At 58.9% G+C, this 24,071-nt stretch carries 25 protein-coding genes and 2 tRNA genes; 18 read left to right on the top strand and 9 right to left on the bottom strand.

Annotated features, from left to right (window positions below; genetic code table 11):
* Window positions 1-41: 41 nt before the first annotated feature.
* The 8 genes from ABHT90_RS02060 (at window position 42) to folB (ending at window position 7,650) form a co-directional block, all read left to right on the top strand.
* Window positions 42-1,775, top strand: coding sequence for a glycoside hydrolase family 13 protein (locus ABHT90_RS02060; RefSeq protein WP_346981414.1), 1,734 nt, complete (start codon window positions 42-44; stop codon window positions 1,773-1,775).
* A gap of 141 nt (window positions 1,776-1,916) precedes the next feature.
* Window positions 1,917-1,992: transfer RNA gene (locus tag ABHT90_RS02055), tRNA-Gly, on the top strand.
* A gap of 3 nt (window positions 1,993-1,995) precedes the next feature.
* Window positions 1,996-2,070 (top strand) — tRNA-Val (locus tag ABHT90_RS02050).
* A 612-nt stretch (window positions 2,071-2,682) separates the two neighbouring features.
* Complete coding sequence (gene nrdD, locus ABHT90_RS02045) at window positions 2,683-4,905, top strand: anaerobic ribonucleoside-triphosphate reductase (protein ID WP_055309732.1); 2,223 nt, start codon at window positions 2,683-2,685, stop codon at window positions 4,903-4,905.
* Window positions 4,906-5,332: 427 nt separating this feature from the next.
* Window positions 5,333-5,914, top strand: coding sequence for an anaerobic ribonucleoside-triphosphate reductase activating protein (gene nrdG, locus ABHT90_RS02040; protein WP_346981413.1), 582 nt, complete (start codon window positions 5,333-5,335; stop codon window positions 5,912-5,914).
* Window positions 5,915-5,980: 66 nt separating this feature from the next.
* Window positions 5,981-6,538: a GTP cyclohydrolase I FolE gene (gene folE, locus ABHT90_RS02035; RefSeq protein WP_022094399.1), complete on the top strand. Its 558-nt coding sequence runs from the start codon at window positions 5,981-5,983 to the stop codon at window positions 6,536-6,538.
* 1 nt (window position 6,539) lies between these two features.
* Window positions 6,540-7,121, top strand: a complete 582-nt coding sequence (locus ABHT90_RS02030) for an HD domain-containing protein (protein WP_175406008.1) — start codon at window positions 6,540-6,542, stop codon at window positions 7,119-7,121.
* Window positions 7,122-7,164: 43 nt separating this feature from the next.
* Window positions 7,165-7,650, top strand: a complete 486-nt coding sequence (gene folB / locus ABHT90_RS02025) for a dihydroneopterin aldolase (protein WP_346981412.1) — start codon at window positions 7,165-7,167, stop codon at window positions 7,648-7,650.
* Window positions 7,651-7,656: 6 nt separating this feature from the next.
* Here folB and ABHT90_RS02020 read toward each other — a convergent pair whose 3' ends face one another.
* Both ABHT90_RS02020 and ABHT90_RS02015 read right to left on the bottom strand, forming a co-directional pair.
* The gene (locus tag ABHT90_RS02020) at window positions 7,657-8,433 is read right to left on the bottom strand and encodes a M48 family metallopeptidase (protein ID WP_346981411.1); all 777 of its coding nucleotides are present in this window, start codon (window positions 8,431-8,433) and stop codon (window positions 7,657-7,659) included.
* A gap of 74 nt (window positions 8,434-8,507) precedes the next feature.
* Window positions 8,508-9,521 (bottom strand): dipeptidase, encoded by a 1,014-nt coding sequence (locus tag ABHT90_RS02015; RefSeq protein ID WP_117640822.1) that lies wholly within the window; start codon window positions 9,519-9,521, stop codon window positions 8,508-8,510.
* A gap of 120 nt (window positions 9,522-9,641) precedes the next feature.
* On the opposite strand from ABHT90_RS02015, the gene ABHT90_RS02010 reads away from it, so the two are divergent.
* From ABHT90_RS02010 to ABHT90_RS02000, 3 genes are all read left to right on the top strand, one after another.
* Window positions 9,642-10,070, top strand: a complete 429-nt coding sequence (locus ABHT90_RS02010; protein ID WP_117640821.1) for an FKBP-type peptidyl-prolyl cis-trans isomerase — start codon at window positions 9,642-9,644, stop codon at window positions 10,068-10,070.
* Window positions 10,071-10,073: 3 nt separating this feature from the next.
* Entirely contained in the window at window positions 10,074-10,652 is a 579-nt protein-coding gene (locus tag ABHT90_RS02005) for an urease accessory protein UreE (RefSeq protein ID WP_195232125.1), read from the top strand.
* An 84-nt stretch (window positions 10,653-10,736) separates the two neighbouring features.
* On the top strand, window positions 10,737-11,534 hold the full coding sequence (locus ABHT90_RS02000) for an HAD-IIB family hydrolase (protein ID WP_195232124.1): 798 nt from the start codon (window positions 10,737-10,739) through the stop codon (window positions 11,532-11,534).
* A gap of 15 nt (window positions 11,535-11,549) precedes the next feature.
* On the opposite strand, the gene ABHT90_RS01995 is transcribed toward ABHT90_RS02000, so the two are convergent.
* From ABHT90_RS01995 to ABHT90_RS01975, 5 genes are all read right to left on the bottom strand, one after another.
* The gene (locus ABHT90_RS01995) at window positions 11,550-11,930 is read right to left on the bottom strand and encodes a Fur family transcriptional regulator (protein WP_195232123.1); all 381 of its coding nucleotides are present in this window, start codon (window positions 11,928-11,930) and stop codon (window positions 11,550-11,552) included.
* 61 nt (window positions 11,931-11,991) lie between these two features.
* A complete protein-coding gene (locus tag ABHT90_RS01990; protein ID WP_346981410.1) occupies window positions 11,992-12,402 on the bottom strand; it encodes an acylphosphatase in 411 nt (136 codons plus the stop codon).
* Between the two features lie 2 nt (window positions 12,403-12,404).
* Window positions 12,405-13,511, bottom strand: coding sequence for a Gfo/Idh/MocA family protein (locus tag ABHT90_RS01985; protein ID WP_346981409.1), 1,107 nt, complete (start codon window positions 13,509-13,511; stop codon window positions 12,405-12,407).
* A gap of 73 nt (window positions 13,512-13,584) precedes the next feature.
* Entirely contained in the window at window positions 13,585-14,121 is a 537-nt protein-coding gene (gene rnhA, locus ABHT90_RS01980) for a ribonuclease HI (RefSeq protein WP_117848769.1), read from the bottom strand.
* A 48-nt stretch (window positions 14,122-14,169) separates the two neighbouring features.
* Window positions 14,170-15,072 carry a LysR family transcriptional regulator gene (locus tag ABHT90_RS01975; protein WP_346981408.1) on the bottom strand — a complete coding sequence of 301 codons (903 nt, stop codon included), beginning with the start codon at window positions 15,070-15,072 and terminating at the stop codon, window positions 14,170-14,172.
* 273 nt (window positions 15,073-15,345) lie between these two features.
* Between ABHT90_RS01975 and ABHT90_RS01970 the strand changes: the two genes are divergently transcribed.
* The 3 genes from ABHT90_RS01970 (at window position 15,346) to ABHT90_RS01960 (ending at window position 18,141) form a co-directional block, all read left to right on the top strand.
* Window positions 15,346-16,656, top strand: a complete 1,311-nt coding sequence (locus ABHT90_RS01970) for an O-acetylhomoserine aminocarboxypropyltransferase/cysteine synthase family protein (RefSeq protein ID WP_346981407.1) — start codon at window positions 15,346-15,348, stop codon at window positions 16,654-16,656.
* A 312-nt stretch (window positions 16,657-16,968) separates the two neighbouring features.
* On the top strand, window positions 16,969-17,745 hold the full coding sequence (locus tag ABHT90_RS01965) for a hypothetical protein (protein WP_346981406.1): 777 nt from the start codon (window positions 16,969-16,971) through the stop codon (window positions 17,743-17,745).
* A 189-nt stretch (window positions 17,746-17,934) separates the two neighbouring features.
* Window positions 17,935-18,141 (top strand): hypothetical protein, encoded by a 207-nt coding sequence (locus ABHT90_RS01960; RefSeq protein ID WP_346981405.1) that lies wholly within the window; start codon window positions 17,935-17,937, stop codon window positions 18,139-18,141.
* Window positions 18,142-18,251: 110 nt separating this feature from the next.
* Here the strand turns inward: ABHT90_RS01960 and ABHT90_RS01955 are convergent, their stop codons facing one another.
* Both ABHT90_RS01955 and ABHT90_RS01950 read right to left on the bottom strand, forming a co-directional pair.
* Window positions 18,252-19,175, bottom strand: coding sequence for a ketopantoate reductase family protein (locus tag ABHT90_RS01955; RefSeq protein ID WP_346981404.1), 924 nt, complete (start codon window positions 19,173-19,175; stop codon window positions 18,252-18,254).
* A 113-nt stretch (window positions 19,176-19,288) separates the two neighbouring features.
* Window positions 19,289-19,483 carry a cyclase family protein gene (locus tag ABHT90_RS01950; RefSeq protein WP_055309748.1) on the bottom strand — a complete coding sequence of 65 codons (195 nt, stop codon included), beginning with the start codon at window positions 19,481-19,483 and terminating at the stop codon, window positions 19,289-19,291.
* A gap of 163 nt (window positions 19,484-19,646) precedes the next feature.
* On the opposite strand from ABHT90_RS01950, the gene ABHT90_RS01945 reads away from it, so the two are divergent.
* The 4 genes from ABHT90_RS01945 to ABHT90_RS01930 all read left to right on the top strand — a co-directional run bounded on the left by ABHT90_RS01945 (window position 19,647) and on the right by ABHT90_RS01930 (window position 23,973).
* Window positions 19,647-20,837: an aldo/keto reductase gene (locus ABHT90_RS01945; protein WP_346981403.1), complete on the top strand. Its 1,191-nt coding sequence runs from the start codon at window positions 19,647-19,649 to the stop codon at window positions 20,835-20,837.
* A gap of 88 nt (window positions 20,838-20,925) precedes the next feature.
* The gene (locus ABHT90_RS01940) at window positions 20,926-21,945 is read left to right on the top strand and encodes a Gfo/Idh/MocA family protein (RefSeq protein ID WP_346981402.1); all 1,020 of its coding nucleotides are present in this window, start codon (window positions 20,926-20,928) and stop codon (window positions 21,943-21,945) included.
* Between the two features lie 153 nt (window positions 21,946-22,098).
* Window positions 22,099-22,965 carry a deoxyribonuclease IV gene (locus tag ABHT90_RS01935; protein ID WP_195544140.1) on the top strand — a complete coding sequence of 289 codons (867 nt, stop codon included), beginning with the start codon at window positions 22,099-22,101 and terminating at the stop codon, window positions 22,963-22,965.
* A 147-nt stretch (window positions 22,966-23,112) separates the two neighbouring features.
* Window positions 23,113-23,973: an ABC transporter substrate-binding protein gene (locus ABHT90_RS01930; protein ID WP_148345627.1), complete on the top strand. Its 861-nt coding sequence runs from the start codon at window positions 23,113-23,115 to the stop codon at window positions 23,971-23,973.
* The last annotated feature ends 98 nt before the right edge of the window (window positions 23,974-24,071 follow it).

Raw genomic sequence — 24,071 nt, 5'->3', positions numbered from 1 at the left:
ACTTTCTCGACACTACCCTCGTTGCAAGGGAGATACGCCCCATGGCTACAGAAAAGTCTTCTTCGCGCTCATGGATGTCCGATGCCGCGATCTATCAGATCTACCCGCGCTCGTTTAAGGATTCGACTGGTTCGGGTCTGGGCGATATCGCGGGCATTACCCAGCAGATGGACTATCTTGAGCGACTGGGTATCGAGGCCATCTGGCTGAGCCCGTTTTATCCATCGCCTCTTGTCGATGGCGGCTATGATGTGGCGGACTACTGCGATGTCGACCCGCGTCTCGGCTCGCTTGACGACTTCGATGACATGATCGCTGCGGCTCACGCGCGCGGCATCAAGGTCATCGTCGACATCGTGCCCAACCATTCATCCAACCAGCACCCCTGGTTCAAAGCCGCTCTTGCCGCCGGCCCCGGATCGCCCGAACGCGCCCGTTATATCTTCCGCGATGGTCGCGGCGAGCATGGCGAGCTGCCTCCCACCAATTGGAATGCCAACTTTGGCGGCCCCGCATGGACGCGTGTTGCGGACGGTCAGTGGTATCTGCACATGTTTACGCCCGAGCAACCGGACTTTGACTGGTCATGCCCCGAGGTTCATGCGCTCTTTTGCGACGTCCTGGCGTTTTGGAGCGATCGAGGCGTCGACGGCTTTCGCATTGATGTGGCGCAGGGTCTCGCCAAGGATCTCGACCGCGATGACCTCGACCGGTGGCATCTCGCCGAGGGCGATGACATGGTTGACGACGGCACCCATCCGCTGTGGGACCGCAATGAGGTCCACGAGATCTATCGCGAGTGGCGCCGCGTGTTCGACCGCTATAATCCGCCGCGCAGTGCCGTTGCCGAGGCGTGGGTGCTGCCCGAGCGCCAGTATCTCTACGCGCGTCCCAGCGAGCTTGGCCAGACATTTAACTTTGAGTTTGCCAAGGCCACTTGGACCTATGATGACATGCACACTGCAATCGAGAAGGGCTTGAAGGCAGCCGTCGAATCCGATTCCGCCTCGACCTGGGTACTCTCCAACCACGACGTGCCGCGCGTGGCGACACGCTATGCCCTGCCGCAAATCAAGGCGACGCGCTACCACCAGATTGCGCTCGACTGGCTCTTGCGCGACGGGTCGTCTTATGACGAGGACCGTGAACTCGGCGAGCGCCGCGCGCGGGCGGCCCTTTTGCTTGAACTGGCGCTTCCGGGCTCGGCATACGTGTATCAGGGTGAGGAGCTCGGCCTTTTTGAGGTGGCTGACATCCCGTGGGCTGCACTCGAAGATCCTACTGCGACCAATACGCGCGGACCGAAGCGTGAGAAGGGGCGCGACGGCTGCCGTGTGCCCCTGCCGTGGGTGGCGGCGGACGATCCCGCGCAGGGCGGATCGTTTGGGTTTTCGCCGGCGGACGCCGATGCGGCGCCCCATCTGCCGCAACCTGCATGGTTTTCCGATTACGCTGCCGATAGGGAAGAAGCGGACCCGACATCGATGCTTGCGCTCTATCGTGACGCCCTCTGGCTTCGGCGCAAGCTGCGCGGTTGCGCCAACGATCTTGCGTGGCTCGATCTTGACGGGCGCACCGGTCTTGCGGATGGTGCCGAGGGCGCCGAGGGCGGCGTCATCGCCTATCGCCGCGACAACGGCTGGGCGTGTGTGACGAACTTCGGCGCAGCAGCCGTGGAGCTGCCGGCGGGCAGGGTCCTGCTCACCTCATCACCGCTTGCAGACGGCAGGCTCGCGCAGGACAGCTCTGCCTGGATCATGCTCGGTGAGATGTAGGGGTCTCTTGCGGCGAGATTGCGTTTGCCCGCGCCTTCCGTGGTGGCTGATGTCTTCGCGAGGTTCGCGAGGGCGTTGCAAAACTTTTTAAAAAAAGTTCTTGCATAGGATGCGGGCATCACGTAAGATTAATCCTCGTAAGCGGACATGGCTCAGTTGGTAGAGCACAACCTTGCCAAGGTTGGGGTCGCGGGTTCGAGCCCCGTTGTCCGCTCCATTTGGGCGTTTAGCTCAGGGGGAGAGCGCTTCCCTGACACGGAAGAGGTCAGAAGTTCAAATCTTCTAACGCCCACCAAATGTTCGCAGCTCAGAGGCTATGTCCTCTGGGCTGTTTTGTTTTGCTACCAAGCACGCCGTCAAATATGCCACCAAATATTGATCCAAGGTCCCCGTAGAGGTGCCGGCAGATTGCATACGTCCTGGCCGACCGTGACCGCAACATGTTGGTCAAGCATAATCTTTTGGATTCTTTTGGCGTGAGCGGCTTGGTTTTGGTAGGATTTGTCAGCGGCTTGACTAAGGGGGTTTTATAACTGCCATGCAGGTAGCCGTGTTGGTAACGTTTTACCGACTTCCCAAGAACCCCTCATTTTTAATGCGTCTGCAAAATGACTAATTGCTTTGACCTGCTGAAACACTATATGTTGTGTTTGACCTAAAAAAAGAATACAGGATATAGATGCCTCTTTGTCGTATGATAGATGGCGGACAGAGAACGAAGACCTTAACTGCCTCTTTTGAACGTGTCCTTGAGCCGCTTGATCGGCTCCAGGGAATGTCCGCATGGAGGCTTATGGTTTATCGAGAACACAGATTGCGCGACGGCGCCGCAAGACAGGGGCAAGCCCTGCCGGGTATCGTTTGGCTCTGAAGCGCGATGAGGCTACGATGCGAAAGAGGCAAGAGGATGAAGATCATCAAGCGCAGCGGCACCGAGGTTGTCTTTGACATCGATAAGATCGTCAATGCCATCCGCGCCGCAAACTTGGAGGTCGAGGAGAGCTCTCGTCTTACCGACCGCCAGGTGGTTTACGCGGCACAAAACGTCGCCGAGGCATGCGAGAACGCGGGCCACACCGTGTCGGTCGAGGAGATTCAGGATCTGGTCGAGGACGAGATTATGCGTCTCGACTGCTACGAGGTCGCTCGCCATTACATCATCTATCGCTATGTTCAGAGCCTGAAGCGCCAGAAGAACACGACCGACGACAAGATTCTGTCGCTGATTGAGTGCAACAACGAAGAGGTCAAGCAGGAGAACTCCAACAAGAACCCGACCGTCAATTCCGTTCAGCGTGACTACATGGCCGGCGAGATCTCCAAGGACCTGACCCAGCGTGTGCTGCTGCCCCAGGAGATTGTGGATGCTCACAATGAGGGTCTGATTCACTTCCATGATTCGGACTACTTTGCCCAGCACATGCATAACTGCGACCTGGTGAACCTGGAGGATATGCTCCAGAACGGTACTGTTATTTCGGGCACGCTGATCGAGAAGCCGCACAGCTTCTCGACTGCCTGCAACATCGCGACGCAGATCATCGCTCAGGTTGCTTCCTCCCAGTACGGTGGCCAGTCGATTTCGCTGACCCATCTTGCCCCGTTCGTCGAGGTGAGCCGTCAAAAGATTCGCGGCGAGGTCGCCCGCGAGCTCGAGGAGCTCGGCGTTTCCGCATCTCCCGAAAAGGTCCGCGAGGTTGTTGAGGACCGCCTGCGTGACGAGATCCGCCGCGGCGTTCAGACGATTCAGTATCAGGTCGTGACCCTTATGACCACGAATGGCCAGGCGCCGTTCGTGACGGTCTTTATGTATCTCAATGAGGCCCGTACGCCCCAGGAGAAGCACGACCTTGCCATGATTGTGGAGGAGACGCTTCGTCAGCGCTATGAGGGCGTTAAGAACGAAGCCGGCGTGTGGATCACCCCGGCGTTCCCCAAGCTCATCTACGTGCTCGAGGACGATAACGTTCACGAGGATTCCCCGTACTTCTACCTGACTCAGCTGGCTGCGAAGTGCACCGCCAAGCGCATGGTGCCCGACTACATCTCCGAGAAGAAGATGCGCGAGCTCAAGCTGTCGAAGGGCGAGACCGCGGGCAACGGCGACTGCTATACCTGCATGGGTTGCCGCAGCTTCCTGACGCCCGACCGCTCCGGTAACGGATTTAACAACGTGGCCAACGCGCTGAACTATGACCCGAACAAGCCCAAGTACTACGGTCGCTTTAACCAGGGCGTTGTGACCATCAACCTGCCCGATGTCGCGCTGAGCTCGCATCAGGACATGGATAAGTTCTGGAAGATCTTCGACGAGCGCCTTGAGCTGTGCCACCGCGCCCTGCTGTGCCGTCATGAGCGTCTGATGGGTACGCTTTCGGATGCCGCACCGATTCTTTGGCAGTACGGTGCCCTCGCCCGCCTGAAGAAGGGCGAGACGATCGACAAGCTGCTCGTGGGCGGTTACTCCACCATTAGTCTGGGTTATGCCGGCCTGTATGAGTGCGTCAAGTACATGACGGGCCACAGCCACACCGAGAAGGAGGGCACGCCCTTTGCCATGGCCGTCATGCAGCGCATGAACGACAAGTGCGCGGAGTGGAAGGCCGAAAGCGATATTGACTTCTCGCTGTACGGTACCCCGCTTGAGTCGACGACCTACAAGTTCGCCAAGTGCCTGCAGCGTCGTTTTGGCATCATCCCGGGCGTGACGGACAAGGGCTACATCACCAACAGCTACCACGTCCACGTGTCCGAGGAGATCGACGCATTCGACAAGCTCAAGTTCGAGGGTATGTTCCAGCAGCTTTCGCCGGGCGGTGCCATCTCCTACGTCGAGGTTCCCAACATGCAGGACAACCTCAAGGCTGTCATTCGCGTGATGCAGTACATCTACGACAACATCATGTACGCCGAGCTCAACACCAAGAGCGATTATTGCCAGGTGTGCGGCTACGACGGTGAGATCAAGATTGTCGAGGATGACGGCAAACTGGTGTGGGAGTGCCCCAACTGCGGCAATCGTGACCAGGAGAAGATGAATGTCGCCCGTCGCACGTGCGGTTACATCGGTACCCAGTTCTGGAACCAGGGTCGAACCGAGGAGATCCGCGACCGCGTGCTGCATCTCTAATACCGCTCCGGGGCTGAACCGAGAGGGCCGCTTGGGCATTTGCTCGCTATTTCGGACAGTCCTGCGCAAGACGAAGGCCACATTAAGTGGCCTTCTTTGCGTGCGGAACTCATATCGAGCAAATGCCCAAGCGGCCCTCTCGGTTCAGCCAAGTTGACGTAGCTGAGATGCAGCGCGCGGCCTGCTCGCTCCTCGAAGTTCTTAGCGGAAATAATTCGAGCTGCAGCTGCGATTTACTTGCGATAGCGGTTGAGCTGCAACAAAGTTTTTATTGGACTTCGAACCCCATACTCGATGTTCGCTTCGTTCATTGAGTTACCCTTTGCATGAGGCCGGGACATATCGTCCCGCCCGCAGTTTCGCAGGCCGAAGGCCGAGAATGTTTGAGGACGGGATGATATGTCCCGGCCTCCCGGGAGAGTTACCTATGAACTACGCGAACATTAAGTATTTCGATATTGCTGATGGAGAAGGCGTTCGTACTTCTCTGTTTGTGAGTGGGTGCCGTCGTGGGTGCAAGAACTGCTTTAACTCTGTCGCGTGGGACTTTGCTGCGGGCGAGCCGTTCGATCGCGCCGTCGAGGATAAGATTATCGAGAGTCTCGACCATCCCTTTATCGATGGCCTGACGATTCTGGGTGGCGAGCCCATGGAGCCCGAGAATCAGGCAGGGCTTGTTGACTTTATCGAACGCGTGCGTGCGGCCTATCCTGCGGGGTCGGGCAAGACCATTTGGTGTTTTACCGGCGACGTGCTCGAGGAGCTTATGCCGGGTGGTCGTCACCATACCGAGGCGACGGACCGTATCCTTGCCTGCCTCGATATGTTGGTGGATGGCCCGTTTGTTCAGGATCTGTACGATATCTCATTGCGCTTTAGGGGCTCGAGTAACCAGCGCGTGATCGATATGAACGCCACGCGCGCCCGTGCTGAGCGCGAGGGCGTTGCGCTTTGTGATGCGGTTGAACTTTGGCGTGATGATCCGGTCTATTCGACCCATACTATGTAGCTTGTGGTCGATGCCGAAGAGCGTGGTACCATAGCGCGAACGTGAAATCGGAAAAGTGAGGCCCAGATGGTCGATCAGGAAAAAGTCGAGGCCGCCATTAAGCTGTTGCTTGAGGGCATAGGCGAGGACCCAACTCGTGAGGGCCTGCTGGAGACCCCGGCGCGCGTTGCCCGTATGTATGGTGAGATCGCCGGCGGTATGGACCAGAGTGCCGAGGAGCACCTGTCCAAAACCTTTGCCGTCGCCTCGAACGACTTGGTTATCGAGCGCGACATTACGTTTTACTCGCTGTGCGAGCACCATCTGCTGCCGTTTTATGGCAAGGCTGCGATCGGCTATATCCCTAACGGTCGCGTGGCGGGTCTGTCTAAGCTCGCTCGCACGGTTGAAGTCTATGCCCGTCGTCTGCAGCTGCAGGAGCAGCTGTGTGCGCAGGTTGCCGACGCCCTCATGGATTATCTCGCTCCCCAGGGAGCGATTGTGCTCATGGAGGCTGAGCATATGTGCATGACCATGCGCGGCGTGCAAAAGCCTGGCACCAAGACCGTGACGCTCGCTCGCCGCGGCGTCTTTGAGACCGATCCCGCGCTCGAGGAGCGGTTCTTTAGGATGCTGGGCCGTTAGCATGAGGGTCGTCAACGACTTTACATCGAAGACCGATGAGGGGACGCCGCGTCGCGGCTTCATGGCTTCGGGCCTGGCCCCCTTTGATGCCATGCCTCGCATTGATTACATTTGTGCCAACGGGCTGTTTCGGCGGCACCTGGGCAACATTGCGCAGTTGGAATCGGGGCGCATCTTCTGCCGCCACGGTATTGACCATCTGCTCGATGTCGCTCGCATTATGTGGATCAAGAATCTCGAGGAACAGCTCGAATTTGACCGCGAGGTCATCTACGCCACGGCACTTCTTCACGATATCGGCAAAGATGAACAGTATGAATCGGGTATATCCCATGATGTTGCAAGCGAACGCGTCGCTGATGCGATTCTCGGCGGCATGCCCGATGATGTGGCGTTTGAGCCGGCCGATGCCGCAGCCATTAAGACGGCCATTCTGGGCCATCGAAAGCTGCGCGTGAACAGCCAACCGCTTGAGCGTCTGCTCTATGCGGCCGATAAAGCGTCGCGCGCCTGCTTTGCATGCCCCGCGCGCAATGCTTGCAACTGGAGCGATGATAAAAAGAACCTGTCGATTCGCGTGTAGTTAGTTTGCGCGGTCGGGGTTCTAAACGAAGGAGACGATCGCGATGAGCAATAAGAAACTGCCCGAGAATGCAACCAAGACTGAAGGTGCCGAGCTCGCCCGCCGTGGAAGGGGCGAAATATCCACCGCAACGGCGGTACCCCACGTGAGCTATGACGATCTGCGCCATGCCGACCGCATCACCGTTGAAGGTCTTGAGGTTTTTGCTAACCACGGCGTATATCCCGAAGAGAACGCGCTGGGCCAGAAGTTCATCGTGTCCCTGGTGCTCTATGCCGACCTGCGTGCAGCGGGGGAGCACGATAACCTGGACGCCTCGATTGACTACGGCTCGGTATGCCACGATGTCGATGGCTATCTGCGCGAGCATACGTTTAGGCTCATCGAGGCTGCAGCCGAGGGCGTGGCCCAGATGCTGCTACGTCGTTACCCCCTGCTGCTTGGCGTGCGCGTTAAGCTCGATAAGCCTTGGGCGCCCGTCGGTCTTCCCCTGGCAAGCTGCGGTGTCGAGATCGAGCGTGTGCGCTAACCGGTTCTAATACGTCTCTATGGGTGGCTGCTTGAGTCGCTGAGAAAGTGCTCTATTGTTGGGGCAGTATGTGTCGAGCAGGACGTGGAACCGCTGGTTGTGGCTTGGCTCGAGCAAGTGGACGAGCTCGTGGGCGACAACCATGTCGAGGCATTCGATGGGATAGGCGGCAAGTTCGCGTGCGATGCGAATGGCTCCGGTCTTGGGCGTGCATGATCCCCAACGCGTTTTCATGCTGCGTACGGAAACGCGGGATACGGCGACACCCATTGCGATTTCGTATGCGTGCACCATATCGCGCAGTGCCGATGTGACCTCGGACGTATAGAGCTGGTCAATATGGGCTTGGATCTCACGGGGCGTTAAGCCGTCGAGGGTCGCGTTCCACTTGGCCTGCGGACGTCCGTTTGGCTCGTCGGTACCCATAAAACTTGCGAAGGTAGCCTGCTTGGGCCGCGGTGCGGGTGATGCAAAGTTATGATCGAGTGCATCCTGTACCGTGATGGGCTTGCCCCAAAGTGCAATGATGGACGAGGGGCTGAGCGGCTCTCTCGCCGTCGCCTGACGTTGCTCGCGCTGGGCAAGTCGGCTGATAATCCAGGCGCTGTTGCGCTTCACAAACGCTTCGATACGCTCACGGCTGGCGCCGATCGGTGCGCTGGCGTGGACCTCACCGCTCGATGTGACGCGTAGGTTGAAGTTCTTGACGCGCTTTTTGGTAACGACGACGGGGATGGGCGTCCCATCCGGTCGGGATACGGAAATCGTAAACTGCTGCGTCAAAAGCGGTCCTTCAGATTGGGGACGGGCCGGCATGTCGACCGTTCGGCATGCCGGCTCGCTCAGGGGATGTGAAATTAATAACGCTCGAAGAAGGCAAGGGCATTATCGCTGCAGAGCTTCTGCATCACGGTCTTGCCAAAGTGCTTGGAGAGCATGTTCTGGAACTCGGGCATCTTGCTGGCATCGGAGAGGAAAGCGGGCACCGTGGCACCGTCCCAGTCGCCGCCGAGCGCGATGACGTCCTCGCCGCCCAGGTCGAGCCAGTGCTCGATATGTGCCGCCAGCTGGTCGAAGGTGACGTCTGCGGCGGTCTTGTCGGTTGCGTCGTTGGAAAGGAACTCGCTGCAGTAGTTGAGGCCGACGATACCGCCCATGTCGCGAATGGTGCGGAACTGGTCGTCGGTAAGGTTGCGTTTGACGCCGCAAACCGCACGGGAGTTGGAGTGGCTGGCGACGAAGGGACGTGTGGCGTGGGCGACAACCTCGTCAAAGCACTCATCGTTGAGGTGGGAGACGTCAAGCACCATGCCGGCGTGCTCCATCTGCGTAAGTGCCTCGATGCCGGCGGCGGTGAGGCCGGCGTGGGTATCGTGTCCGCTCGCGAGCGGTCCCTGCGCATTCCAGCTGAGCGATGACATGAGTACGCCCAAGCTCTTGAGCACCTCGATCAACGCGGGGTCCTCGGCAAAGAACGTGGCGTTTTCGATGGTGTGGATGCAGGCGACCTTGCCGTCTTTGAGCGCGGGGCGAATGTCTGCCGCGCTGCGTACGTTGACCATGCGGTCGTGGTTGAGCATTGCCTGGCCGCTCATATGCGCCATGATCTGCGCCTGGAAGCGCGCGGCGTGGGCGGTGGGAATCTCATCGGGGACAAACGTGGCGAAGCACTGTGCCCATGGCGTGTTGCCGATCTTTGCGAGCGAGATGGCGCAGGCGTTGCCCTCGATGAGGTCGAAATCTTGCGGATGCGTTTCGTCGCCGGGGAAATAACCGTCGGTGCCGGCGGTAAAGCGCAGGTCGAGATCGAGCGTGGCCCAGCCGATGCGGTCGGCGGTGTCGCAGTGTAGGTCAAATACGGGATATGCCATGGTTCCTCCGGTTGCAGCGTTTCTTTGCAAACTGTCATTGAATTGTATGACTAGGGTATAGTTAGCGCCATATGTTCACGGCGGCCCGCGTTGTGCGCCGCCCTTATCACGGAGGTTACCATGTCCAACCAGGGCAAGAAGGTCAAGACTCATTATCGCGGCACGCTCGACGACGGCACGCAGTTCGATAGCTCCTACGATCGCGGCGAGCCGCTGGAGTTCACCTGCGGCGCCGGTCAGATGATCAAGGGCTTCGACGCCGCTGTTGTCGACATGCAGGTGGGCGAGAAGAAGACCGTGCACATTCCTGCTGCCGATGCCTACGGCGAGCACAATCCCGAGATGGTTATTACCTTCCCGGCCGAGCAGGTTCCCAACATCGAGCAGATCGAGAAGGGCATGAAGCTCTTCCTGTCCACGCCGAGCGGCATGCCCGTCCCCGCCGTCGTCATCGACGTAACGCCCGAGGCCGTGACGCTCGATGCCAACCACGAGCTTGCCGGCAAGGACCTCAACTTTGATATCGAGCTCGTCGAGGTCGAGGACTAGGCTATGCCTGTGAATCTGGTTTCGACAGCGTGTCTCGGAAATCTCAACGACCCGTCCTATGAGCTTTTGCTTCGCCGGGAGCTGGGCGGTGTCTTTGAGGTCGATGAGCTACTACTCGATTGGGACCAGGCCGATGCCCGCACATTTGTGGGCGTGACGGAGCTGGGGCGTACGGTCGATATTCGGCTGGGCGCTGCCGATGGCGATCGCCTTGCCGATGGCGATGTGCTCGCCATCGACCGTTCGGGCATGGTGCCCGTGGCGGTTGTCGTGCGCCTGCGCAGTGCCGAGGTTTATTTGGTCGAAGTCGACCGCATGGACCCGATTGCGCTCGCGCATGCGTGCTGGGAGATCGGCAATATGCACGCGCCGCTTTTCCGAGGCGATTCGGACGAGTATACCGTGCGCATGTATACGCCGGTGCAGCCTGTTTTGGGCCGCATGCTCCGGGGCGTCGAGGGCGTTTGGCTCTCGGTGGTTACCCGTGAACTCGATGCGGACCGGCGCTTTGCGTCGAGTGCGGCGGATGCCGTTGTGAGTATGGCTCCCGACTTTACGATCGTAAAAAAGGCGCGCGGTTAACGTGCGTATGAGTAAGACGGACTTTGAGAGGCAGCTATTCAAAGTCCGTCTTACTGTTGATGAGGTGCTTTGGGGGGAAAGCATATGGGTCTTGAGGGAATCAAGCTGATTGCATGCGATTTGGACGGCACGTTGCTGCATCGGGGGGAGCGCGAGCCGCGTTCCGAGGCCTTTGAGCTCATCGATGAACTGCATCGTCGCGGTATCGTGTTTATGCCGGCGAGCGGTCGTCAATATGCGAGCTTGCGCTATCTGTTTACCCCGGTGGCCGATGAGCTCGCCTATGTATGCGAGAACGGAGCCCTGGTGATGAGCGAGGGGCGTGCCGTTGTCAAGCGCTCCATGGAGCGTAGTCTTGCTATGGATATCGCGAATGCCGTGGTTGCGTATCCCCATGCCGACGTGACCCTTTCGTGTGAGGGACACCTCTACACCATGAGCGGCAACGATGCGTTCGTCGACCATTTGCGCTATGAGGTCCACTGCGATGTGGCGGTGGTCGACCGCCCCGAGGACATCGACGAGGACGTCATTAAGATCGCCTTCCAGACGCCCGAGGTGGATCAGCCGGCGGCCCTGGAGTATTTCGAGCGCCTCTTTAGCGACCGTGTTGACGTGATGACGTCGGGAACCGAATGGACGGACTTTATCGGTTTCGGTTCGGGCAAGGGCTCCGCGCTTGCCGACTACGGTCGTGCCCTGGGTATTTCGCCCGATGAGATGATGGCGTTTGGCGATAACGAAAACGACCGCGACATGCTCAACGTCGTGGGCCATCCCTATCTGATGGAGAGCTGCAACCCCTCTATGCGTGGCATCAACGACCGCGTCCGCTACGTGCGCACGGTCGAAGAAGAACTGCGTCGTCTACTTGCCGAGTAGGCATGCCCCAAACATCTACCGGCAGTCGGGGCAGAGACCCTCGAAGATGGTGTAGTGCGACGTGACGTGCCAACCGATTTGCTTGGACGCCTCGGCGTCGAGCTGGGCATCGAAGGGGAGCGGCACGTCGATGACGCGGCTGCACGAGGTGCAGATGATATGTGCGTGCGGCTCGATGGTGCGATCAAAGCGACTCCCGCCCGGCGTCTTGATCGAGAGGATTTCTCCGGCATCTGCCAAGAGATTGAGGTTGCGGTAGACCGTGCCGCGGCTGATCTTGTCATCCTGTTCGCGCACGGCGTTGTAGATTTCGTCGGCGGTGGGATGGTTATAACTTTGGCGCACGGCGTCAAGAACCAGCTTTCGCTGCCTGGTATTCCTTCTTTGCACCGCCATGCGCCTCGCCTCTTTTCTATTAACGGTCGTAGGTAAATGATACCGTATTTAGCACACAATACTAATAATGAGGACTGAAACCGTCTTCATTGGCAAGTGGGGCTCGGGCCTGGGCGTCTACGAGGCGAAAACGCGTTCCCATGCACTCGTAGGAGGCATGAAGCGCCTCGAGATGAGATAGGATGTTTGCCGGAGCTCCCTGTATCTCCATCTCGACTGAGCCGTCTTCCATGTTACGCACCCAGCCGGTGAGGGAGCGTGCCTGCGCGAGGTTGGTGGTGGTAAAGCGAAAGCCAACGCCTTGGACTTGCCCCGCCCAGCGCAGGAAATAGCGCAGGGGAGTGTCTTGAGTGGCCTCGTCGCTTGCGAGCACAGTAAGCCTGCGGCGCAGCTCGAGCTCGACGTTTGATGGTTTTTGAGGTTCTCGACTGCCGCCGGTGACGCTGGAGAAGAACGTATCGAAGAGGCCCATCGCTATGCCTGCTTGCCTGCGTCGGCCGGGAAGGTAATGCCGGCCTGCTGGCGCACGGCATCCATGATGCGCAGCGAGACGAGCGTGACATCGCGGTAGTGGCCAAGCTCGTGGCGTCCCGCCGGGGTCTCCCAAATCTCTTCCTTGACGATATCGATGTCGCCGATGGCGGTGATAAAGTCTGTGAGTTCGTATTCCATAGTGTTGCTCGATTTGGGCAGGTCGAGCACGCGGCCGTTGTCGCCCTGTTCGCGCGGTGCCTCGGTCGCCGAGCCACGTACGACATCGCCGCGATAGTCGATGCTGACGTTGCGGGGCGTGGACAGATGGTCGATCTGGATAGTGCCACGCTCGCCTTCGATCTGAGAGGGCAGCAGGTCATTCGTAATTTTGGAGTGCGCGAGCTCGACGGAGATGCGGCCTCCGCCATAGCTGGCGAGGATGGAACCGCAGCCGTCGATGGGGCCGTGCGTGAGCTGTCGCGTGGTGGGGTCGAGCAGAGTAGTCATGCTCGTAAGGCCGGAGGGCATGCCGAAAATCTCGACCATGGGCTCGACGGCGTAGACGCCAATGTCCATGAGGGAACCCGATGCCATATTGCAGTCGAAGATATTGGTGGCGCGTCCCGCGAGAATCTCGTTGTAGCGCGAGGAATACTTGCCAAAGCGCAATGAGGCGCGGCGGATGGGGGCGATCTCGCCCAGGGCGTCCTCGATGGCGTGGAAGGCGGGATCGTGGAGGGGACGCATGGCCTCGAGAGCCACGACACCTGCTGCCTCGGCAGCGCGGAAGACTTCCAGCGCCTGCGCTTCGGTGGCGCAGAAGGGTTTCTCGACGATGACGTGCTTGCCACCGGCGATGCAGGCAAGGGCCTGCTCGTAGTGAAGTGCGTTAGGGCTGCCGATATAGACGGCGTCGACGTCGGCGGCTGCCGCAAGCTCATCGAGTGACGTAAAGTTTCGCTCGCCACCGCGCTCGGCGGTAAAGGCGGTACCGCGATTGGCGTCGCGTGAAAGCGTGCCCACAAACGCGGCTTGGTCGTTGGCGTTGACGACTTGGATAAAGTCGTCGGTGATCATGGATGTGCCGATGGTCGCGATGCGCAGCATACGTCCCCCTTGCGTTGTTTGGTCTACAGGATGAGTGTAGCGCGTGGGGATATAAAGCTGCGCGAAAACGCTATTACAGGTCGCTCTCGTTAAAGCCGGTGTCGATATCGAGGTTACTGCCGTCGGCCGCCGTGGTGGCGAGCTCATCGCAGCGCTCGTTGAGCTCGTGACCGGCGTGACCCTTAACCCAGATGAACTCAACCTTGTGCTTGCTTTTGGCGGTGAGTAGGCGCTCCCACAGGTCGCGGTTCTTGACGGGCTGCTTGTTGGCGGTTTTCCATCCGCGCTTTTTCCAGCCGTCGATCCAGTGCTTGTTAAAGGCGTTGACGACGTACTGCGAATCGGAATGGACCTCGACCTCGCAGGGGCGGTTGAGCGCCTCGAGCGCCACGATGACCGCCATGAGTTCCATACGGTTGTTGGTGGTCTTGGCGTAGCCGCGTGAAAGCTCGGAGGTGAAGGTCTTGCCGGCGGGGTTGGTGTATTTGAGTACGGCGCCGTAGCCGCCGCGTCCCGGATTTGATCGGGCCGAGCCGTCGGTATAGATGATGACCTTCACATGGTTCCTTTCGTTGGGTACGTTTCGTGTGAGTGACCATTGTAGCGCCATGCCCGCCGGGGGCTAGCAATCTACGATTTCTACCCCGTCTTCCGACAGTTAGTTGGCATGGATGATGCGGTTGAGCTCGTCGAGGTATTGCTGCAAGAGGGGAGAGGGCTTGCGCTCGTCGTGCATGATATAGCCTACGTGCATCGTTGGGGCGTCTGCTAACGGGATCGATGCCATACCCCATTGCATTTCATTGGAGAGGACACCGGTCGACAGGGTGTAGCCGTTCGACGTGATAAGTAAGTTGGTAAGTGTTCCGCGGTCCGAGATTCGTATGTTGCGGTCGCAAGGGATATAGCTAAAAGGTTCCTCGGCGTAATAGAAGGAGTTCGAGGTGCCTTGCTCAAAGCTGTAGCGCGTATATGGTGTGAGGTCGGCAAGGGACAGCTGCGGGCGGCGGGCAAGCGGGTGGCGCTCGCTAACGAAGACGTGGACCGTCGCGTCGAATAGGGGATGGAAGCTCGCGCGCGCATCGGCAAAAGCCTTCTGCAGAACGCGGACGTTAAAGTCGTCCAGATAGAGGATGCCGATGTCGCTGCGAAACGCGCGGACGCCATCGATGATCTGCGATGTGGTGGTCTCGCGCATGATGAACTCGAACTTGTCGTCCCGGCAGCGCTCGACGACGTTGACGAAGGCCTCGACCGAAAAGGCGTAATGCTGGGTGGAAATGGCGAGGCGGGCTTGCGGGGTGCCGCCGTCCTCGTAGCGCGCCTCGAGCATGTCGGCCTGCTCTACGACCTGGCGCGCATAGCCCAAAAGCTCGGTGCCGTCGTTGGTGAGCGTGACGCCGCGGCTGGAGCGCGTAAAGATCTCCAGGTGGAGCTCCTGTTCCAGGCTTTTGACGGCGTTTGAGATGTTGGACTGAGCGGTATAGAGGCGCTGGGCTGCGGCATTGATTGAGCCGGACTCTGCTACGGCGATCAGGAAACGAAGCTGCTGGAGGGTCATCGGCGCCATCCTTTCGAGTGTTATCTATAAAACCGATAACAGGTTAGCGCTTTTAAGTGATTGACCGAGGGAAACAATGCTCGTACTATTCAAAACACACAAAGGCGGTAGGTAATTAAGCCAACCACGGAACCGGGATGCGAAAGGAGGCCCGCATATGAATTGCTTACTAAGACGAATGCCGGGCTCCTGTTTGCGCCCGTCGGCGTGATCAGGAGACAGCGACTTACTTCTCTCTAATTTATTAACTTTTGTTCGATCAAGGAGATCATCGTGAGCCAGTTCATCAACAACCCCGAGCACACCTTTGGTTTCGATACCCTGCAGCTTCACGTTGGCCAGGAGAGCGCCGATCCCGCATCCGACTCCCGCGCCGTGCCTATCTACCAGACCACGAGCTATGTGTTCCGCAATTCCCAGCACGCCGCCGACCGCTTTGGTCTTGCCGACGCCGGAAACATCTACGGCCGTCTGACCAACTCCACCCAGGGCGTCTTCGAGGATCGTATCGCCGCGCTCGAGGGTGGCGTGGCAGGTCTTGCCGTCGCCTCCGGTGCTGCTGCCATCACCTATACCCTGCAGGCTCTTGCCCAGGCCGGTGACCACATGGTGGCTCAGAAGACCATCTACGGTGGCTCCTACAACCTGCTGGAGCATACGCTCTCCCAGTTTGGCGTCGAGACCACCTTCGTCGATGCCCACAACCTGGACGAGGTCGAGGGCGCCATCAAGGACAACACCACGGTCATCTATCTCGAGACGCTCGGTAACCCCAACTCCGACATCCCCAACATCGACGCCATCTCCGAGATCGCCAAGAAGCACGGTCTGCCGGTTGTCGTCGACAACACCTTCGGCACCCCGTATCTGTTCCGTCCGCTGGAGCATGGTGCCAACATCGTCGTTCACTCCGCAACCAAGTTCATCGGCGGCCACGGCACCTCGCTGGGCGGTGTGATCGTCGATGGCGGTAACTTCGATTGGAAGGCGAGTGGCAAGTATGCCCAGATCGCTGAGCCCAACCCCTCCTACCACGGTGTTTCGTTTGCCGAGGCTGCCGGTCCCGCCGCCTTCGCAACCTATGTCCGCGCTATCTTGCTGCGTGACGAGGGCGCCTGCATCAGCCCGTTCAACGCCTGGGTCCTGCTCCAGGGCACCGAGACTCTGTCGCTGCGCGTTGACCGTCATGTCGAGAACACCAAGAAGGTCGTTGAGTTCCTGGCTGGTGACAGCCACGTCGCCAAGGTGAACCACCCGAGCCTGCCTGAGCACCCCGATCATGAGCTCTATCAGAAGTACTTCCCCAACGGCGGTGCCTCGATCTTTACCTTTGAGATTAAGGGTGGCCAGGAGGCAGCTTGGAAGTTCATCGATCATCTGCAGGTGTTCTCGCTGCTCGCCAACGTGGCCGACGTCAAGTCGCTCGTCGTGCACCCGGCTACCACCACGCACTCCCAGCTGTCTGCCGAGGAGCTCGCCGAGCAGAACATCACGCCCTCCACGATCCGTCTTTCCATCGGTACCGAGAACGCCGAGGATATCATTTGGGACCTGAAGCAGGCCTTCGCCGCGCTGGACGAGTAAAGCGACTTGTGCAAGGACCCCTTGCGACTCGATAGGTATAACTGCATAAAATGCCTGCTCAAGGCGCCTGTGCGAACAATGGTTGCACAGGCGCCTTTTTTGCATAGAGAGGGTGCAAAAACAGGGTTTTTGACACGCTTTATGCATTCGAGTTGTGGAAAACTCCTGTTGAGAGGATGTGAGTTTTACGCAATTGACGTGCGCCTTTTGAGTAAAACTGCAGGTCGCGATTTGCTCGGGGTACTATGCAGCGCAATCGAATCACACGCAGCTCAAACGCAGCAAAAACGCACTACGGAGGTTTCCAGCTACATGAGGATCGATTCACGAAAACCGAAAGCCGCCGCCCTTTCCGCCGCTCTGACCGTGGCACTTTTGGCGGGCGCCGGTGCAACTGATGCCCACGCCGCAACATTGTCCGATACGGTTGGATCTGCGCCGTCCGAGACGACGCTGGTACAGCCCGTTGACTATCGCGGCGATGGTTATGGTTCCATGCAGGAGTGGAACGCCTCGATGGAGGCCAAGCGCGATTCCCTGGAGATGCGCGCTCAGATCATCATGAATATGTATGGCGACTATGCCACCGATGACGAGCGCGCTGTGCTGCAGGGCTGTATCGACGGTGCGGGTAGCCTGTTGACGATGGGGGAGGTCGACGCCAAGTCGACCGAGCTCGATGAGCTGCGCACTGCGCTTGAGGATGCCAAGCGCGAAGCGCTCGAGGCTGCGGCCGCCGAAGCCGAGGCCGCTGAGGCCGTTCAGGCTTCGTATTACAACGCCGGCTCCGGTTCGTCTTACGCGCCTGCTGCGTATTACGCGAACGGCTCGGGCCTGACGCGCTCGAGCGGCGTCAATAACTATAACGGCCGCCGTGAGACCTATTACAGCAGCAACGTGTTGTATCACCACCGCACGGGCGAGTGGACTCAGGATTCCGAGGGCTTTTGGCGCGATTCCGATGGTTACTATGTCGTGGCCGCGGGCGATAAGGCTCAGGGTTCCACGTTTACCGGTTCCAAGGGCGAGTGCAAGGTCTATGACTCCGGCTGCGCTGCCGGAACCACCGACTACTATACCGGTTGGTAATCTGCCATAAGGAAAATTGGCACATGATGGGCGGGCGTCTTTACTGAGCTTTTAGGCAACGTAAAGCCGCCCGTTCTTTATGTGCGTTCGAGTTAACAGAGCCCTTACCGTGGCGGTACGCTGGGCGTATGGGTGCGGGGCACACTAGTTCATGAGAAATAAGGTCTTTCTCTTGGAGGAAGTGGTCTTGTGAATGCTCGAGATATCGCCGTTGCCGCCGTCGCGTTGATGCTTGGCTGCCTTGGTCCCACGGCCGCGCTCGTCGCGGGCATGCAGGGGACATGCGGGACTGCTCCTATCGTGGTCGGCGCGCTGATCGCGGCCGCACTGCTGGGAAGCGCGGGCGTGGTTCTTTGCCGCGACGATGAGGACGAGGTGCCGGGGTCGCAACGTTAACTGTTGTGAGATTGGCCGCCGGTCATAGACGAAGATGAAGGCCGCCGCAGGGGGAAAGGTTCCCTTGCGGCGGTTTTGCTGTTAAGGCTGTTGAATGCGGCGCGTTGGCGCTACCAGCTTTTCTCGATATCGCGGATGCGCCGATAGAGCCACTCGTTTTGCGGTGCCTGGATATCGTGTTTGGCTGCGAGGCGGCAGATGGTGCCCGCGAACTCATCAACCTCGGTTTTGCGCCTTGCGATGCGGTCTTGAGCCATCGAGGGCATACCGGCGGGGTCGATTCCCTCGATGAGGTGCACCATTTGCGTCAGGTCTGCCTCGGTCAGCTCAACGCCTTCGGCGTTGGCGACCGCAAGCGTTTCGCGCATGGCGGAAACAAAGCAGCGACGTTGCTCGGAGCCCGGCTCCGTGGCGCTTCCGTAGGTCCCGCCGTAGGCCATGCAGGTCTGGTTGATACCGTCGTTGAGCATGAGTTTGGCCCACATGCGGCGGTTGATGTCGTCCTCGACGGTGTGGGCGATGCTGCAGCGCATGTAGAGCCCGTCGATAGCGGTGACGGTCGCGGGGTCGGTGCCGGCGGCCGCACCAAAGCGGATCTCGCCCGCATTGGTAAAGGTGAGCGCGCCGTTGAGGAACACGGCGTCCATGCCTTGGCAGATACCCAGGACGGTATGCTCCCAGCCAAAGCGTTCGGCAATCTTTTGCTCGCTCGTAATGCCGTTGCACAGCGAGGCGATGAGCGTGTTGGGTCCCACGACACGCTCCATAGTCTTGAGTGCTTGGTCGAGACCGGTGGTCTTGACCGTCAGGATGACCAGATCGGCGGGCGCTGCCTCGCTGGCACGGACGGACGTGAGATCGCAAGGCTTTCCGTTGACGGTGAGCGCATCGCCCGCGTGACGCTCAAAACGGGCGTCATCCATAACGTATTGGACGGCGTCATTGCCGAGGGCCTTGGCAATCATGCTGCCGTAGAGCAGGCCGACGCCGCCCTTGCCGATAAAGGTGACCTTGTTGATCTGTATGTGAATCATCTCCCCATATAAAAGGCGCCCGCGTAAGGGGGCGCCTGATGGATTGTATGCTGCCAGGGTGATTGGTGGGTGCGCGGGGCGGCTGTTATAAAAAAGAAACGTTTGCCTGGACGCTACGCTGCAGGGCAGACCGCAAAGACGCGGGCGGGGTATCCGACGCCATCGCGGACCTTGGGGAAGGTGCAGAAGATGACGGCACCCGTGGCGGGAGGCTCGTCCAGATGGTCCATGACCTCGATCTGATAGCGGTCGACCGAGAGGATGTATTGCTCGCCGGGGTAGGGGTAGGCGTCCTCGCGCGTGGTCATGCCCGGCTCCTTTCATCGGGCTTTTTGCTGATGTTAAAGCGGTGCCGTGACAGCTCGATTTCTGCTGCGTTACGATACGTTCTCGATTGCGATTCCACGATGTTTCGGCTGCGTGACCATTGTGTTTCGCCTTGCCGGGGCGCTGATGGCGAAGGGAGGGGCCGTGCAATATCGCGTTGACCCCAAAAGCGGCAACCGTATCTCGGCGTTGGGTCTGGGCTGCATGAGGTTTCCCGGTGCGCCGGGACGTCCGGATGCGAAGACAGCCGATGCCATCATTTCCCGTGCGGTGGAGCAGGGGATTAATTATCTGGACACCGCGTATCTCTATCCCGGTAACGAGGCGTGCGTGGGCGCCTCGCTTGAGTGCTTGGGGCTGCGTGACCGGGTGTTGCTGGCGACCAAGTTGCCGCATGCTTCGTGCAAGTGCGCGGAGGATTTCGACCGGTTCTTCGATGAGCAACTGCGGCGCCTGCGGACCGACCATATCGACTATTACCTCATGCATAACATTACCTCGCCCGCCCAGTGGGAACGTGTGGTGGCGTTGGGCATTGAGGACTGGATCGCGTGTCAAAAGGCGGCGGGGCGCATTCGCCAGATTGGTTTTTCGTACCACGGCAGCGCGGTGGATTTCCTGACGATGCTTGACGCATATGACTGGGATTTTTGCCAGATACAGTACAACTATGCCGGCGAGCGTTACCAAGCGGGAACGGCAGGACTCATGGCGGCTGCGGAGCGCGGGCTCGCGGTGTTTGTGATGGAGCCGCTGCTGGGCGGGCGTTTAGCGGGCAAGCTGCCGCCACGGGCCCGCGCTGTGCTCGATAGTGCCCGTGACCCGCATTTGCGCACTCCTGCCGCCTGGGGTCTTTCGTGGGTGTGGAATCATCCTCAGGTGACGATGCTGCTTTCGGGTATGACCGATATCGCGCAGGTGGATGAGAATTCGTCACTGGCAGACCTCGCGTTGCCGAATTCGATGACTGCCAACCAGCTCGACACGATTGCGCGCGTGTTGATGGAGTTTGAGAAATCGAACCGTGTGCCCTGCACGGGATGCGGCTACTGCATGCCATGCCCCAAGGGTATCAACATTCCCGGCTGCTTTGCCGCCTACAACGCGAGCTATGCGCACAGCTGGTTTACGGGGCTGTCGCAATACTTTACGGCGAGTGCGGTGCGCACGAGCGAGCCCAAGCTCGTGAGCAATTGCGTCAAGTGCGGCAAATGCGCGCGCCACTGCCCACAGCACATCGATATTCCCGAGCGTCTCGACGATGTGCGCCGACGTTTCCAGCCTGGTCCCGTGACGGCGGTGCTTAAGTCCTTCGGCAAAACGCGCTCCTCATGACCCTTTTATAACTTGCGGTGGAATAGTTCCTGTTTGGGGCAATAGGGGCCCAACAGGAACTATTTCACCGCAACTGAAGGGGGCTGTCGTGGGTCATCGGGATTCATGTGATGATTTGTGTGAGGTTTGTTGGGGCGTTTTGGGCGCTGGACACATTTCGCATCGATTTGCATCGTCGCTCAAGGAGGTGGACGGGGCACGGCTTGTGGCTGCCGCCGGCCGCACTCCTTCGCATGTTGAGGAGTTTTGCAGGGCGTTTTCGATTGATGCCGCGCACAGTTATGCCACGGCTGACGATAGCGGCGATGTGGCTTATGATGCGCTGATTGCCGACCCCGATGTCGACGCAATCTACTTGGCTCTTCCACATGGCATGCATGCGCATTGGGTCTGTCGGGCACTGCGCGCGGGAAAGGCCGTGCTGTGCGAAAAGCCGGCCGTTTTGAGTGAGGAAGAGGCTCTCTCGATTGCCTCCACCTCTCGTGAGCGCGGCGTGCTGTTTATGGAGGCGATGAAGAATCGGTTTTGCCCGATGCGCACTCGCGTGAAGGACTTGCTTGCGTCGGGTGAGCTTGGCCGTATTGTCTCGATTGAAAGCGTGCAAAAGCTCGATTACGGCGAGCCTCCTTCGGGCTATCTGCTTGATTCGTTGCAGGGCGGCTGTCTATATGACATGGGCTGCTATGCGGTCGGTTGGTTTGAGGATTTGCTCGCGGGCGCGTGCGAGGTTTCATCCCGTGAAGTTCGCTGGCGTGACGTATCAGGCGGCCGCGTCGATTGGGCCGACGAGATCCGTATGAGCGTCGGCGGTATACCCATTCATATGGTGTGCGACGGCAAAGCAACATATGAAAGCCGCTTAACGATTGTCTGTGAGCGAGGCTCGTTGGAAATCGAGCGTCTCCATCGCCCCGAGCTCGCCCATGTGAAGTATTCCGACGGTCGAACGCTCGAAATAAATGCCCCGTTTGAGATCGATGATTTCTACGGCGAAATCCAGCATGCGACCCAGCTCATCCGGGCGGGGAAACTCGAGAGTCCCGCCATGCCCCTTGCCGCCACGCAGCGCTGCGCGCGCATTATCGATGCGATTCGCTTGAAACTTTAGTGCGTGGGGGCATGGCGCCAGCGCCTGGAATGCCTTGGAGGCCTTTGCCCCTGATGCCCCTTTTATAACTTGCGGTGGAATACGGTCTGTTTGCGCCAAAATAGGGCACCAATAGACCGTATTTCACCGCAACTGATGAGGAGGGAGCTGGAGATGCTGACGATCGGGTGTCATCTTTCGACGACGAAGGGCTATCGGGCGATGGGGGAGACGGCGCTATCCATTGGCGCCAATACCTTTGCATTCTTTACGCGCAACCCGCGCGGCGGCAAGGCGAAAGAACTTGACATGGATGACGTGGCGGCTCTGCGCGAGCTTATGTCGCAAAACGACTTTGGACCGCTGGTGGCGCATGCCCCGTATACCTACAACCCCTGTTCTGCCAAAGAGCGGGCGCGCGAGTTCGCCTTGGAGGCTATGGCAGAGGACCTGCGGCGCATGGAGGCGCTGCCCGGCAACTACTACAACTTCCATCCCGGTGCGCATGTGGGGCAGGGCTCCGACGCCGGCATTCAGATGATTGTCGACGCCCTGTGTCAGGTGATGTTTGAGGGCCAGCAGACGACGGTGCTGCTCGAGACCATGTCGGGCAAGGGCACCGAGGTGGGCCGCAGCTTTGAGGAACTGGCGCTCATCATTGAGGGTGTTGCCGGCAAACGCCCCGAGCTGTCGGCCAAGCTGGGCGTTTGCCTAGACACCTGCCATGTGAGCGATGCCGGCTACGACATCATCCATGATCTGGACGGCGTACTCGACGAGTTCGACCGCGTGGTGGGTATCGATCGCTTGCATGCCGTACACATCAACGATTCGAAGAACTCTTGTGGCGCCCATAAAGATCGTCACGAGTGCATCGGCAAGGGATACCTTGGCAGTGAGGAATTTGGTGGAGGTATGCAGGTTATGCAGAATATTGTATCGAATGGCCACTTGCGTTCGCTGCCGTTTATTTTGGAGACTCCGAACGAACTTGCAGGTTATGCAGCTGAAATTAGACTATTAAGGTCATTGCAGCAGTAATGACTGTCACAAAGTAGAGTATTCCATTCACGTTATGGGTTTGTTTCAATCAGTTTTCTCATTGCAGATTCGTAATTCCGGGTGCATAATAGCCAACAGTTTTTGCAGACCTCTGAATCAAACGAGGTCACCGGAAGGAGACTGATTATGAAGCTGAAGAAGCTTGGCGCATTTGCCGCCACGGGTGCTATGGCGCTCGCCCTTGCTCTGACGGGCTGCGGTTCGTCCAACGCCACCTCTGGTTCTGATGCCGGTTCCAGCAGCTCTGACGACGCTAAGGTCGAGAAGGTCGACGGCTCCAAGGAGTACGCGCTCGTCAAGGACGGCACGCTGACCGTCGGCACCTCTGCCGAGTACGCGCCGTTTGAGTACAAGGATGACAACGGCGACTACCAGGGCTTTGACCTTGAGCTCATCAAGGCTATCGGTGACAAGCTGGGCCTGGATGTCGAGTACGTCAACAATGACTTTGACACGCTGGTTCCGGGTGTCGCTTCGGGCGCCAAGTACGACGTCTCCATCGCGGCTATCACCGACACGCCCGAGCGTGAGAAGGAAGTCACTTTCTCCGATTCCTACTACATGGACGATCAGGCTATCGTGACCAAGGTCGATAACACCGACATCACGGCCGACAACTACAGCGAGAAGCTCAACAACGCCGACGCTACCATCATCGTTCAGTCTGGCTCGACCGCCGAGTCTTTTGCCCAGGAGAACTTCCCCAAGGCCAAGATCGTCCCCTACAAGGACGCTACCGAGTGCTTCAGCGCCCTGCAGTCCGATAAGGGCGACGCCGTAGTCACCAACCGCTCCGTTGCCAGCCAGCTGACCGCCGAGCAGTTCAACACCTGCCAGACCATTAAGCAGATCAGCACCGGCGAGGAGTACGCCATCGCCATCAACCAGGGTAACACCAAGCTCAAGGAAGACATCAACCAGGCCATCAAGGACCTGACCGACGACGGTACCATTGACGCCCTCATGGCTAAGTACAACATCAAGTAAAATAGCTACTTGATTGCTCGCGGGCCCTTTCCGTTTTGGCGGAGAGGGCCTTTGCGCTTCTCTTGACGGAGAGTATTTCCGTCTCGTTTTGCCGGCAA

It is taken from the genome of Collinsella aerofaciens, from assembly GCF_039758815.1.
GTDB classification, from domain to species: domain Bacteria; phylum Actinomycetota; class Coriobacteriia; order Coriobacteriales; family Coriobacteriaceae; genus Collinsella; species Collinsella aerofaciens_BP.
Note: the sequence above shows the minus strand (reverse complement) of the source record. Positions and strands in the feature narration are given on the sequence as shown.

What these genes read in the sequence shown, in the direction of transcription:
- ABHT90_RS02010 (WP_117640821.1), top strand. Translation starts at nt 9,642, where the DNA reads ATGTCCAACCAGGGCAAGAAGGTCAAGACTCATTATCGCGGCACGCTC.
- ABHT90_RS01930 (WP_148345627.1), top strand. Translation starts at nt 23,113, where the DNA reads ATGAAGCTGAAGAAGCTTGGCGCATTTGCCGCCACGGGTGCTATGGCG.
- ABHT90_RS02030 (WP_175406008.1), top strand. Translation starts at nt 6,540, where the DNA reads ATGAGGGTCGTCAACGACTTTACATCGAAGACCGATGAGGGGACGCCG.
- ABHT90_RS01935 (WP_195544140.1), top strand. Translation starts at nt 22,099, where the DNA reads ATGCTGACGATCGGGTGTCATCTTTCGACGACGAAGGGCTATCGGGCG.
- folB (WP_346981412.1), top strand. Translation starts at nt 7,165, where the DNA reads ATGAGCAATAAGAAACTGCCCGAGAATGCAACCAAGACTGAAGGTGCC.
- nrdD (WP_055309732.1), top strand. Translation starts at nt 2,683, where the DNA reads ATGAAGATCATCAAGCGCAGCGGCACCGAGGTTGTCTTTGACATCGAT.
- rnhA (WP_117848769.1), bottom strand. Translation starts at nt 14,121, where the DNA reads ATGGCGCTACAATGGTCACTCACACGAAACGTACCCAACGAAAGGAAC.
- ABHT90_RS02015 (WP_117640822.1), bottom strand. Translation starts at nt 9,521, where the DNA reads ATGGCATATCCCGTATTTGACCTACACTGCGACACCGCCGACCGCATC.
- nrdG (WP_346981413.1), top strand. Translation starts at nt 5,333, where the DNA reads ATGAACTACGCGAACATTAAGTATTTCGATATTGCTGATGGAGAAGGC.
- ABHT90_RS01985 (WP_346981409.1), bottom strand. Translation starts at nt 13,511, where the DNA reads ATGCTGCGCATCGCGACCATCGGCACATCCATGATCACCGACGACTTT.
- ABHT90_RS01995 (WP_195232123.1), bottom strand. Translation starts at nt 11,930, where the DNA reads ATGGCGGTGCAAAGAAGGAATACCAGGCAGCGAAAGCTGGTTCTTGAC.
- ABHT90_RS01975 (WP_346981408.1), bottom strand. Translation starts at nt 15,072, where the DNA reads ATGACCCTCCAGCAGCTTCGTTTCCTGATCGCCGTAGCAGAGTCCGGC.
- ABHT90_RS01990 (WP_346981410.1), bottom strand. Translation starts at nt 12,402, where the DNA reads ATGGGCCTCTTCGATACGTTCTTCTCCAGCGTCACCGGCGGCAGTCGA.
- ABHT90_RS02060 (WP_346981414.1), top strand. Translation starts at nt 42, where the DNA reads ATGGCTACAGAAAAGTCTTCTTCGCGCTCATGGATGTCCGATGCCGCG.
- folE (WP_022094399.1), top strand. Translation starts at nt 5,981, where the DNA reads ATGGTCGATCAGGAAAAAGTCGAGGCCGCCATTAAGCTGTTGCTTGAG.
- ABHT90_RS02005 (WP_195232125.1), top strand. Translation starts at nt 10,074, where the DNA reads ATGCCTGTGAATCTGGTTTCGACAGCGTGTCTCGGAAATCTCAACGAC.
- ABHT90_RS01950 (WP_055309748.1), bottom strand. Translation starts at nt 19,483, where the DNA reads ATGACCACGCGCGAGGACGCCTACCCCTACCCCGGCGAGCAATACATC.
- ABHT90_RS01955 (WP_346981404.1), bottom strand. Translation starts at nt 19,175, where the DNA reads ATGATTCACATACAGATCAACAAGGTCACCTTTATCGGCAAGGGCGGC.
- ABHT90_RS02000 (WP_195232124.1), top strand. Translation starts at nt 10,737, where the DNA reads ATGGGTCTTGAGGGAATCAAGCTGATTGCATGCGATTTGGACGGCACG.
- ABHT90_RS01965 (WP_346981406.1), top strand. Translation starts at nt 16,969, where the DNA reads ATGAGGATCGATTCACGAAAACCGAAAGCCGCCGCCCTTTCCGCCGCT.